The sequence below is a fragment of the Flavobacterium bizetiae genome (assembly GCF_902804475.1).
GTDB lineage: Bacteria > Bacteroidota > Bacteroidia > Flavobacteriales > Flavobacteriaceae > Flavobacterium > Flavobacterium bizetiae.
Genome location: NZ_CADCSU010000047.1, coordinates 57,464 through 69,340, shown reverse-complemented (window position 1 = coordinate 69,340; position 11,877 = coordinate 57,464). Strand labels below are relative to the sequence as shown.

Below are 11,877 nucleotides of genomic sequence, written 5' to 3'. Positions count from 1 at the left end.
AATTAGACTAAAATTTTGGAACTAATAATTTTAATTTACCTTTGTTCTATCAAATTAGTAGAACTTATAGTAAATTAAGGCTTTAACAGTAATTTACGCAGTTTTTTTTAGAAATATTAGACCTTAATTTTTGAATTAAAATCTTCTAAATCTGACACAAATAATAGTAATCCAAAAAAAAGTAAAAATGAAAAGACGAATGCATAGCTGAAAAAAAAAGACCATTTCTGTTGCAGCAGAAATGGTGAAGCTTAAAGAAATTGTACATCTCTTATAAGGAAGCAGGAGTGGAGTAAATCTATCCTTGGCTTGCCTTATTTATTAAACTAAAACAAAGTAATGAAAAAAAAATTAAATAGATATGCATATTTATGCATTTTGTTGATTTCCATAGGGGTTAAGGCACAAGAGACCAAGCCATTAATTCAATCAAAACTAGAAGGAATAGTAGTTGATGCTGTTACAAAAGAGCCTGTAATTGGTGCTTCGATAAACATTAAAGGTACTACACACGGAGCTGTAACTGATTTTGATGGAAAATTCTATTTCCAAACGGGACAAAAATTACCTTACACACTTATAGTAAGTTATTTGGGATACAAAAAAACGGAAGTTGTAGTTACTGCAAATCCGGTTACTGTTAGTATTGAGCAGGAACAGAACGCATTGTCTGAAGTAGTGGTTACTGCATTGGGTATTACAAAAGAAAAAAAATCTTTAGGATATACTACGCAGGCACTTAAAGGCAAGGAATTGTCTGAGACAAAAGAAACGAATTTCTTAAACAGTCTTAGCGGTAAATTGGCCGGAGTACGTATTACGAATTCACAAGGAGATATGGGATCTTCACGTATTATTATTCGTGGAGAAACTTCTATTTCAGGAAATAACCAGCCGTTATTTGTGGTTGATGGAGTTCCGGTAGATAACTCGCAATTAGGAAGTGTTGGTGGAGCTACTCGTGATTTTAGAAATGCAATTGCCGATTTAAATCCTAACGATATTGAAACATTAACGGTATTAAAAGGACCAAATGCTGCCGCTCTTTACGGATCACGTGCTGCGCATGGTGTGGTACTTATTACGACAAAATCAGGAAGAAGCCAACAAGGACTTGGTATTACTGTGAGTTCAGGTTTAACAATTTCTCAGGTGGCGACATTACCTAGTTTTCAAAATTCATACGGACAAGGTTCAAAAGGGAAATTTAGTTTTGTAGATGGTAAAGGTGGCGGAGTTAATGATGGTGTTGATGAAAGTTGGGGACCAAGATTAGACGGACGCCTTATTCCTCAGTTTTATTCTAAAGGTGTTGCTGTACCATTTGTAGCGCATCCTGATAATGTGAAAAACTTCTTTAATACAGGACTTACTTACGACAATAGTATCTCTATTGCCAAATCAGATGATAAATCAGATTTCCGTTTAGGAGTAAACAATCAAAAACAATTAGGAACTGTACCTAATAGTGAAATAAACAAAACTAACTTTACAGTTAACACGAATTACCAAATCTCTAAAAACATTAAAATTGGAGTAACGGCAAATTATATCGTTACAACTGCACCAACTTTGCCAGGTGGACCATCAGGTAACCGTGCAGCGGGTGTAATGCTTCAGTTTCTTTGGTTCGGACGTCAGGTAGATACGGATGAACTTAGAAATAACAGAGATGTAAACTGGAACAACAGTTACTATAGTAACCCGTACTGGAATGCGTATTATAATACTACAAGTCAACAACGTAACCGTTTTATTGGAGACATTCACTTAGAAGCAAAAATTATAGACGGGCTTTTATTTAAATTCCGTACAGGAGTTGACTATTATAATGATCGTAGAAAATACCAGATTAAATATGGTACAAACGGAACTCCTTTCGGATCGTATGCTGAAGATGCTTACACTGTAGACGAAAGAAATACAGAGGGGATCTTGCAATATACTAAGAAAATTAATGATGATTTTAGTGTAGACGCTCTTGCCGGATTCAACGTACGTAACCACAGTGATGCAAACAATTACCAAAAAGCACCACGTTTGGCTGTACCGGATTTATATACATTAACAAATTCACGTGATCCGTTGACTTCATCAAATTTATATTCAGAATTACAGGTTTACAGTGCATACGCTTCGGCTCAATTAGGATATAAAAACTATGCGTTTTTAAACGTAACAGGACGTAACGACTGGTCATCAACATTACCAAGCAGCAACCGTTCTTATTTCTATCCTTCTGTTAGTGGTAGTGTAGTAGTTTCTGATGCTTTAAACATAAAAAGCAATACACTTGATTTCTTAAAATTACGTGGTGGTTGGTCTGAAGTAGGTAACGATGCAGATCCGTACCAATTGAATACAGTTTATAATTTCCAGGCGGCATTTGACGGAAATCCAATTCAGACTTCTTCTAAAAAGAAACTTAACGAGAACTTGAAACCAGAGACAACACGTTCTACTGAATTAGGTTTAGAATCTTCTTTTTGGAGAAACAGATTGCATTTTGATCTTGCTTATTATAACACAAATAGTTTCGACCAAATTCTTGAAATTAAAACAACTACAGCAAGTGGTTATGATTCTCAATTAATTAATGCCGGAAAAATAAACAACCGCGGTATCGAAATTCAATTGGATGGAACTCCTATTCAAACAGAGGATTTTAAATGGAATGTGGGTGTAAATTATTCAAAGAATAAAAGTAAAGTAGAAGTTCTTGATTATGACAGACTGATTAAAAACTATACTATCGCAAGTTCTGGTGGTGTTGATGTATTGGCTTCTGTAGGACAGGCTTATGGCGCGCTTTACGGTACGGCTTATTTACGTGACGCAAACGGAAATATAGTAGTAGGGGATAACGGATTACCAAAAGCTGATCCGCAAAAGAAAGTATTAGGACATTATACTCCAGACTTTTTAGGAGGAATCACCAATACTTTGACGTATAAGAATTTTGAATTTTCATTCCTTGTTGATGCTAATGTAGGTGGAGAAATTTTCTCAGGAACGAACAGAACAGGTAATTATACTGGAGTATTAGCGCAAACGCTTCCGGGGCGTGGTGCTGAAAACGGAGGATTAAATTACTATTATCCAAACAATGATGATACTAAAACAAAAGTATTACTAACAGGTGCTGCTCCAGGCGGAATCACAGTATATGATGATGGTATGATATTTAAAGGGGTACATGAAGACGGAACTCCTAATACACAAGTTTTAAGTGCTCAGGAATATTATAAAGCATCATACAACATTAGCGAAGCTTATATCTACAGTTCGACTTTTGTAAAATTAAGAGAAGTAAAACTGAGCTACAACTTTGATAGAAAATTTGTTAAGAAGCTTGGTTTCCAGGCAGCAAGCATTACAGCTACTGGTCGTAACTTATTTTTTATCTACAAAGATGTGCCAAATATCGATCCGGAATCGGCTTTTAACACCGGAAACGGACAAGGATTGGAGAGTTTAGCTTTACCAACTACAAGAAGTTTTAGCCTTAATGTTAATCTTAAATTTTAATACAACGAAATCATGCTAAAAAAACTATCATATATAACGCTATTTGCACTGACATTGGTGTCTTGTAGCGACACGCTGGATGATGTAAATAAAAATCCAAATGCAACCGAAACTCCATTAGCACCTTACCTGTTAACAGGATCATTAAAACAGGGCGCTGACTTATATTGGGGCGCAGATAATAACTTTAACTCGTCTTTGTTGTTTGTACAGCATTGGGCTAAAATTCAATACACTGAACCGGACAGATACGATGTATCAAACACGACTTTTACATCATTGTGGAATACGGGTTACGCTACTTTAATTACAGATTTGAACACTATAATTAATTTTCCGGCAGCGCAGGCCAATTCAAATTATAAAGGAATTGCACTTACATTACGTTCCTGGACATTTTTATTATTGACAGATGCTTACGGAAGTATTCCTTATAAAGAAGCAGGAAAAAAAGTAACGCCTTCGTATGATCCTCAATGGGATGTATATACAGGATTACTTGACGACCTGAAAAATGCGCAGTCATTATTAAGTACATCAAACGGTGCAGTAACTGGTGATTTGGTTTATAAAGGAGACATTACAAAATGGAAAAAGTTTGTAAACTCGCTTCGTTTACGTATTGCATTGAGAATTTCAGATCAGGAACCTGCTTTAGCAAAACAAGCTGCTATTGATGCAACAACTGATGCTGCCGGAGTACTTGGCAGTAATAGCGATACTTTTAAGTTTACTTATATCAGTTCGCCACAACAAAATCCGGCTTCGGCATGGTTTGAGACTCGTGATGATTTCCGTATTTCAAAAACGATGGTCGATAAATTGTATGAGTTAGCAGATCCGCGTTTACCGGTTTTTGCTCAATTACCATCTGATGCAAGTGTGGGTAAATATGTAGGAGGTGGTAACGGATTATCAACCAGCGCAGCTAATGATCAGGGATTTGCTAAAACATCAAAACCTGGTACATACTTCCTTACTTCATCATCACCGGCGGTAATTGCGTCTTATTCTGAAACGTTATTCAACCTTTCTGAAGCAGTAGCACGTGGTTATATTGCAGGAGATGCAGAGCAATTGTATAAAAATGCTATAACAGCATCTTTAAATCAGTTTGGTATTACAGATGCAACAGTTATTGCAAATTATCTTAATCAGCCAACTGTAAAGTATGATGCAACAAATTATGCAAAATCGATTGGTACACAAAAATGGATTGCATTTTTTGGTCAGGGACTTGATGCTTTCGCAGAGTGGAGAAGACTGGATTATCCGGTATTAAAAGCTGGTCCGGCTACCGTTTTAGACGGAAAACTTCCTTTACGTTTCTTTTATCCGGGTACAGAGCAATCCTTAAACGGTGACAATTATAACGCTGCAGTAGCAGGTCAGGGAAAAGATTTACTTACTTCAAGATTATGGTTTGATAAAAAATAAACCAGATTATAAAAAGTTTTGATAGTTCGAAATTAGCTATCCAGAAAAGGGCTGTCTCAAAGTTGAGACAGCCCTTTATTATTTAATGAAAACTGAGCTTTTACTCTTTATACCGTTTATCATTCGTAGGAATGTTTCATCGGTAGAAAAACCGTCAAGCACGTCTACGTTCCGTAGGAACGTTTGATATGTTACATAAAAGATGATGATGTCAAAGCAAACGTTCCTACGGAACGTAAAATAACAATAACAATATAATTTTCTACCGATGAAATCTTCCTATGGAACATTTTTAGACAACTTCTTTTTTTAGAGTTTATTTTTCTGATAATGTGATTCAATACGTTATACCAGACAATCTTTTATGCGTTCGGTGATTTCTTCAATTGTTCCAAGACCATCAAAAGTCAATACTTTCATTTTTGATTTCATATATTCGATTGCCGGTCTGGTCATTTCTTCAAAAATTTCTATTCGTTTTAAATGAGTTTGCGGACTCGCGTCATCTTTACGATTAGAAGTTTCAGCTCTTTTTTTGGCTCTGATTAATAATTCAGATTTTGGAACATCAATATTGATTACTTTTCCAATTTCCATATTTTTGGACTTAACAAGTTCCAGTAAATCATCAACCTGAGGTTTCGTTCTTGGATAACCATCTAAAATTATTCCGGCTCTTGATTTATTCTCATCAAGTATTTTACTAAAAAGATCTTTTATTATAGCATCAGGTACTAAATCTCCCTTTTCTTCATATTCCGACATTATTTTTCCTAATGCTGTTCCGTTTTGTTTTTCTTCTCTGCATCGGTCTCCGGTCGAGATGTGTTCAAAACCTAATAACTCTTTTAGTACATTACATTGTGTCCCTTTTCCTGAATAAGGAGGTCCGGTTATTATTAATATTTCCATTTAAGTGTGTTGTTTTTCAATTCGTTTTTCAGACAAGCGAATATAAGAAATATATGCAGCACAATGAATGGCTATTTTAATAAAGAAATAGAAAATACTTAGCATTATCCTGTTCTGTCTCAATTTCGAAACAATCATTATAAATTAAAAAACCTCCAAAGTCATTTGATTTTGGAGGTTTTTTTATGAAGATGTTATTGCTTACGATTTTATAAAATCTAAAATATCTTTATTAATAGTAGCAGCTTCTGTTGTTGGCATACCATGAGGGAATCCCGGATACGAAATTAATTTTCCGTGTTTTAATAACTTGGCAGCTTTAGGCGCTTGATTATAAGGCACAATCTGATCGTCTTCTCCGTGTAAAACAAGAACCGGAATCTCTAAACTCTTAAGATCTTCGGTAAAATCTGATTCAGAGAAAGCTTTTATACCTTCATAATGAGCCAGTACAGAACCCATCATTCCCTGACGCCACCAATTGTGTTTAATTCCTTCCTGAACTGTTTTTCCTTCGCGGTTCCATCCATAAAACGGAATAGGAAAATCGTAAAAATATTGTGCTCTGTTAAAACCTGTACCTTCTCTAATTTCATCAAAAACAGACAATGGTACACCATCAGGATTGGCTTCATTTTTTATCATTATTGGCGTTACAGCACTAATGATAATGGCTTTTGCAACGCGCCCTTTCCCATATTTTGCAGCATAACGTATTACTTCTCCGCCTCCTGTAGAATGACCAACGTGAATCGCATCTTTCAAATCCAGAGCCGCCGTTAGTTCTGCCACATCTGCTGCGTAAGTTTCCATATTATTTCCTTCTGAGCTTTGACCAGAACGACCATGTCCACGTCTGTCATGAGCAATAACTCTGTATCCTTGTTTCAGGAAAAACATCATTTGTGCATCCCAATCATCACCTGATAAAGGCCATCCATGATGAAAAACTATTGGTTGTCCAGTTCCCCAATCCTTGTAATAAATTTCTGTTCCGTCTTTTACTGTAATTGTACTCATCTTATTTTGGTTTTAGATTAATATATTTTAATTCAATCTAAGTTTTGGTCTTTTTATTTTGACTTAGATTTCTTGTACAAATTTATATGGGATGTGGGGATCTATGCGTTAACCTAGATTAAGTAATGGCGTTTTGAAAATTAAATTACTTATAAAGAAGTAAATAGCATAGAAATTTTGTCTTTCAAATTTAATACTATTTTTTGTAATTAGTTGTAAATTAAATTAATACAAAATTATTTAATTGTAATGCTTCTGTTTTAAGGGTATTTGAATATAATAGACAAATGAATTCGGTTTTTGCTAATTTTACTCTAACCGAATATTTAATTTATATTTTTGAAGTATAACTCAATACAATATATAATGAAGAAAAAGCTTTTCTTATTTTTTAGTTGTATCATAATGGCAAGTTGCCAAAAAGAGAACAAGAAGCCCGCAATTGTCAATCCTCCTTTAAAAGTTGAAAAGAAATCTCCAGAAAAGACTGCATTAGAATATAAAGTCGACGAAAACGACAAGGAAATTTACAATTCACCATTGGTAGACTCTTTGCCCAAATATTCGGGAGGTATGGATAAGTTTCATGTTTTTTTAAAGAAGAATTATGTTGCACCGAAAGAAGCAGTCAAAAATGAAGCCTACGGAGGAGTCTTTGTCAATTTTGTAATTGAAAAAGACGGATCGTTGTCTGATATAAAAGTTCTTCGTGATTTTGGTTATAAATCAGGAGAAGAGTTGGTAAGAGTTTTAAAATTATCGCCCAACTGGAAGCCTGCAATAAAAGATGGATACCGGGTAAGATGTTTGTACAGTGTTCCTTTTTATGTTCAGTAGATAAAATTTTAAAAATTAGCTATATTAAAAAAAACTGCTAAACCATTCGTTTAGCAGTTTTTACATTCATCCTTATAAGCTAATTGTAATAATAAATTATTTATTCATGGCAATGTACTCAGATGGTGTCATCGAAAAATGCTTTTGAAAGTTTCTGCCAAAACTCGTTTGCGATTTATAGCCCACTTTTTCGGCAATTTCATACATCTTAAAATTCTCATTCAAAAGGAGTTCTGCGGCTCTTTTTAAACGAACAATATTGATAAGTTCGTTTGGGCTTAAGTTCGAAATATCCTTTATTTTTCTATATAAAGTCGAACGGCTCATATTCATAATTTCTGCCAAAGATTCTACACTTAAATCCGAATCAGTGATGTTTTTTAAAATCTCTTCGTCGAGTTTTTTAAGGAACTTTTCATCGGTTTTATTGTGCGCAATACTTTTGATATGAGAAAGGGGAGAACTCGCATAATAATTCATAATCTGTTTTCGGTTTTCGATCAGGTTATTCGCCTGAACCTTTAAATAATCCATCGAAAAAGGTTTTGCGATATAAGCATCTGCACCAGATCCAAGTCCGTCAATTTGAGATTTCAGCGAGTTTTTAGCGGTAAGCAAAATTACTGGAATATGACTCGTTTCGAGATTCGCCTTAATTTCTTTACACAACGTAATTCCATCCATAACAGGCATCGAAACATCACTAATAACAAGTTGAATATTCTCGTTGTGAATGATTTTCAGTGCGTTTTCTCCGTTATCTGCTTTTAAAACCGTATAAATCGACGACAATTCGGTTGAAATAAAGTTTAGTAAATCTTCATTGTCTTCTACAATTAAAAGTTGAGGCTTTTCCTGTTTGTTTTCGGTTTCAATAGTTTCAGATTCTGCTTCATTTGCTTCATTTTCAGGTTCATTATAAAACATAAATTCCTCTTCCTGACGCAGCGGTACAACAAGTTCAAAAACATTTAGTTTAGCATCCTGAAGCAGCTGTAAACTTCCGTTGTGTAATTGTGTCAGCGAATGTGCGAGCGAAAGTCCAATTCCCGTTCCCGAAGTTGCATTCATATTATCAACCCTGAAAAACGGCTCAAAAATCTTATCCTTCAAATGAAACGGAATCAAATTTCCGTCGTTTTTCACGATCAAAGTCAGTTTTTTTTCATCCCTAAAAAGCGAAATCGAAACTTTATCTTTGGAGTATTTAATCGCATTATTCATCAAATTACTCAACACCTTTTTAAAAGCCTCTTTATCTACAAAAGCAAAAATATCCTTATCACCCAATTCCAGTTCAAACTCAATTTCCTTTTCTTCAATCAATTGACTGAATCTTAAATGAAAATTCCTTACCATCGATGAAATATTTGCCTCGACAAAAGTCAGTTTCAATCCGCCAATTTCCGACTTTCTAAAATCCAGTAATTCATTAACCAATTTCAATAATCTCGAGGTATTTTTTTTCATTATCGAAAGATTCTGAGGTACTTCCGGCAATTGATGATCCATGACCAAAAGCTTTTCTAACGGGCCTTTTATCAACGTTAGCGGCGTTCTTATTTCGTGCGCTACATTCGTAAAGAAATCAATTTTGGCCTGATAGATTTCTTTCTCTTTTTCGTCGTTAAGATGCTTTATTTTTCGATTGTTTTTAATCTGAGTGAGGTTTTGCGAATAACGAATGATGTAATAAAACGAACCACAAATCAATAAAAAATAGAAAAAATACGCATAAGAACTGGCCCAAAACGGAGGCAGAATCCTGATTTTTAATTCAATTTCTTTACTCCAAACCCCAAAACTATTCAAAGATTTTACTTTAAAAACATAATCTCCAGGCGCTAATTCGGTAAAGAAAACTTTATTGTTGCGTTCCAGATATACCCATTCATTATTTACATTTTCGAGTTTATACCAATATTCAGTAAGTTCCGGAGCCGTATAATTTAAAGACGCAAATTCAAGATTAAAAGAAGATTGATTGTTGTTGAGTTCCAGTTCATCAATATGCGAAATAGATTGTTTTATAGGCGAATCATCTCCGTTGGCATAAATATCCTTATTATTAATTTGAAGATTGGTAATAAAAATCGAAGGCGTGTATTTGTTTTTGGTAAAATTCTTAGGATTAAAGCTAATCATGCCGTTAAGATTTCCAAAATACATATCGCCATTTACATCCTTAAAAGCCGAGGCATAATTAAACTGATCGCTCAGTAAACCGTTTGCTGTGGTGTAAATTTTAATGCTTTTATGATCCGGGCCAAATTTCACCAAACCTTTCGATGTGGTAAGCCATAAATTTTTAGCATCATCTTCCAAAATCGAATACACAACATTGCTCGGGAATCCGTTTTTGGTGGTGAATTTTTTAAACGTTCTGCTTTTTTTATCGAACAAATTCAAACCGTTTTCGGTTGCAAACCATAAATGATTCGAACTGTCTTCAAAAATATAATTGATCGAATTATTGCTAATGCCATTCGGGTTTTTATAATCATAAATAAAAACCTCTTTCTTTTTGGTCTTCGGATTATAATAAAACAAACCATCGCGATAACTTCCTGCCCACAAATTTCCGTCGCGATCTTCTTTATAATTGGTATAATGTGTTGTTTCAGGAAAGGTTTTTAAGGTGTCGAAATTGTCGTTTTGCTCGTTATACAAATAAAGTCCCATTGTTGTAATGACAATCAGTTCGTCTTTTTTTGTTTTATAAAAAGAGAAAATAAAATTACTTCGCAATCCTGACGACGGATTATTGGCGCTGTAATGTTTGATTACCGCACCGGAATTTCGATCCAGAACATCCAGACCATGCTCAAAAGTTCCTACCCAAATTTTGTCTTTTCGGGGCATTAAAGCATGTATATTATAATAGGAAACACTGTTTTTGCTTCCGTTTGGCAAATACGAGATAAATTGCTGCGTTTTAGGATTAAACCGGTTTAGGCCTGCATCTTCGGTTCCAATCCAGAGATCGCCTTTATCATCTTTATGAATTTCCCTGACAGCGCTTCCGCTAATGGAGTTTTGTCCTTTCTGCGGAAAGTATTTCTTGAATTGCGTGTATTGTTTTTGATGGTAATTGATACCGCCAAAATAAGTCCCGATCCAAATTCCGTTTTCCTTATCAATAGTAATAGAATACGCCGCATTATCTGAAATTGCATACGGATCATTATAATTTTTTCTAAGATTTACACTCACTTTCGTTTTTAGGTTGTACACATAAACCCCAGATTCGCTGGCAATCCAGAGTTCGTCATTGCCTTTCTTTTTAAATTGTCGTACATAAACCGGATTTTTAGACGAAAAAACCAGGCTTGACGTTGTTTTGTTCGGAATATTATAGACCAAAACCCCATCATCCTGAGTACCAATTACAACATTATTTTTATCCAAAGCATAAATTACGGTAATTCTAAAATTTGCTGAACCCGCAGGAGGCGTTATCGGAATGTTTTCGAACGAGAGATTTTCTTCAGAATAACGGTAGATTTTATTTAAAGATGAAGCCCAGATCTGACCGTTTGCATCTTGCGTAATCGAGGTAACAATAAAGTATTTATTAGGATTAAACGTTTTGGTTTCTTTTTTTACCGTCGAATATTTGTACAGAATATTTCCTGAAATAAACCAGATATTCCCGTTTTTATCGTGCTTAATATCGTTTATCCTGTCGTTAATTGCTTCATTTAGAACAGTAAACTCATCTGTTTTTTTATTGTATTGATATAATCCTTTATCAGTACCTACCCAAATTACACCTTTATATTCATGCAGCGACTGAATATAGTTGCTTCCTAAACTATGAATAGGGTTTCCAGTACTGCGATAAGTTTTAAAACGATAGCCATCAAACCGGTTTAAACCGTCTTTAGTTCCAAACCACATAAAGCCATCATCATCCTGCAAAGAAGTCAAAACAGTGTTGTTTGAAAGTCCTTCTTCGACCTGAAAATGTTTAAAATAATATTCTTGTGCCTGAATAAAATTTATCGAAAAAATCAATAAAAATAAAAAAAGAAAGAATTTACGCATTGTTGTGTTATTTAAGATAAAATCATGTTTTAATCAAATCGTGTCAATGTTCAACAAAATGATGCAAACCAGTGTTTATTGGGCTTATATTCTACA

The 11,877-nt window shown here is 34.6% G+C and carries 6 protein-coding genes; 3 read left to right on the top strand and 3 right to left on the bottom strand.

The features are described from left to right. The first annotated feature begins 339 nt into the window (after positions 1-339). Together FLACOL7796_RS04495 and FLACOL7796_RS04490 are read left to right on the top strand one after the other, a co-directional pair. Positions 340-3,528 (top strand): SusC/RagA family TonB-linked outer membrane protein, encoded by a 3,189-nt coding sequence (locus FLACOL7796_RS04495; protein ID WP_173969637.1) that lies wholly within the window; start codon positions 340-342, stop codon positions 3,526-3,528. A gap of 12 nt (positions 3,529-3,540) precedes the next feature. Further along, positions 3,541-4,965, top strand: coding sequence for a SusD/RagB family nutrient-binding outer membrane lipoprotein (locus FLACOL7796_RS04490; protein ID WP_173969636.1), 1,425 nt, complete (start codon positions 3,541-3,543; stop codon positions 4,963-4,965). 345 nt (positions 4,966-5,310) lie between these two features. On the opposite strand, the gene FLACOL7796_RS04485 is transcribed toward FLACOL7796_RS04490, so the two are convergent. Next, positions 5,311-5,877, bottom strand: a complete 567-nt coding sequence (locus FLACOL7796_RS04485; RefSeq protein WP_173969635.1) for an adenylate kinase family protein — start codon at positions 5,875-5,877, stop codon at positions 5,311-5,313. Between the two features lie 201 nt (positions 5,878-6,078). Next, positions 6,079-6,897, bottom strand: coding sequence for an alpha/beta fold hydrolase (locus tag FLACOL7796_RS04480; protein ID WP_173969634.1), 819 nt, complete (start codon positions 6,895-6,897; stop codon positions 6,079-6,081). A 366-nt stretch (positions 6,898-7,263) separates the two neighbouring features. Between FLACOL7796_RS04480 and FLACOL7796_RS04475 the strand changes: the two genes are divergently transcribed. Beyond that, positions 7,264-7,734: an energy transducer TonB gene (locus FLACOL7796_RS04475; RefSeq protein ID WP_173969633.1), complete on the top strand. Its 471-nt coding sequence runs from the start codon at positions 7,264-7,266 to the stop codon at positions 7,732-7,734. Between the two features lie 96 nt (positions 7,735-7,830). Here the strand turns inward: FLACOL7796_RS04475 and FLACOL7796_RS04470 are convergent, their stop codons facing one another. Then, positions 7,831-11,781: a hybrid sensor histidine kinase/response regulator transcription factor gene (locus FLACOL7796_RS04470; protein ID WP_173969632.1), complete on the bottom strand. Its 3,951-nt coding sequence runs from the start codon at positions 11,779-11,781 to the stop codon at positions 7,831-7,833. Positions 11,782-11,877: the final 96 nt, after the last annotated feature.

What these genes read in the sequence shown, in the direction of transcription:
- FLACOL7796_RS04490 (WP_173969636.1), top strand. Translation starts at nt 3,541, where the DNA reads ATGCTAAAAAAACTATCATATATAACGCTATTTGCACTGACATTGGTG.
- FLACOL7796_RS04480 (WP_173969634.1), bottom strand. Translation starts at nt 6,897, where the DNA reads ATGAGTACAATTACAGTAAAAGACGGAACAGAAATTTATTACAAGGAT.
- FLACOL7796_RS04495 (WP_173969637.1), top strand. Translation starts at nt 340, where the DNA reads ATGAAAAAAAAATTAAATAGATATGCATATTTATGCATTTTGTTGATT.
- FLACOL7796_RS04470 (WP_173969632.1), bottom strand. Translation starts at nt 11,781, where the DNA reads ATGCGTAAATTCTTTCTTTTTTTATTTTTATTGATTTTTTCGATAAAT.
- FLACOL7796_RS04475 (WP_173969633.1), top strand. Translation starts at nt 7,264, where the DNA reads ATGAAGAAAAAGCTTTTCTTATTTTTTAGTTGTATCATAATGGCAAGT.
- FLACOL7796_RS04485 (WP_173969635.1), bottom strand. Translation starts at nt 5,877, where the DNA reads ATGGAAATATTAATAATAACCGGACCTCCTTATTCAGGAAAAGGGACA.